1 rRNA gene is annotated in these 364 nt (G+C 42.6%); it reads right to left on the minus strand.

The features are described 5' to 3' along the window. Positions 1–288: 288 nt before the first annotated feature. A 16S ribosomal RNA gene (locus LIX93_RS29490) occupies positions 289–364 on the minus strand; the annotation flags it as partial.

Raw genomic sequence — 364 nt, forward strand, 5'->3', positions numbered from 1 at the left:
TTCACTTGACCATATAACCCCAAGCAATCTGGTTATACTGTGAAGACGACATTCGCCGAAAATTCGCAAAACTCTTAAGAGTCACTCACAAATTTTACCTTAGCCTGAATGAACACCAGTGAAAGTGCCATCCAGTCTATCTTTCTATCACATACCCAAATTTTTAAAGAACGATTCTGAAAAAGATCAGAGCTAAATATTCAAAGCGAATATTTAGCTCTGCGCTTTTACAAACGCATGAATCAAGCAATTCGTGTGGGAGCTCATGAGACAGCTGATGTCGTCGATTAAGGAGGTGATCCAGCCGCAGGTTCCCCTACGGCTACCTTGTTACGACTTCACCCCAGTCATGAATCACACCGTG

Origin of the sequence: Pseudomonas sp. MWU16-30317 (assembly GCF_020515695.1) — a bacterium.
Lineage (GTDB): Bacteria > Pseudomonadota > Gammaproteobacteria > Pseudomonadales > Pseudomonadaceae > Aquipseudomonas.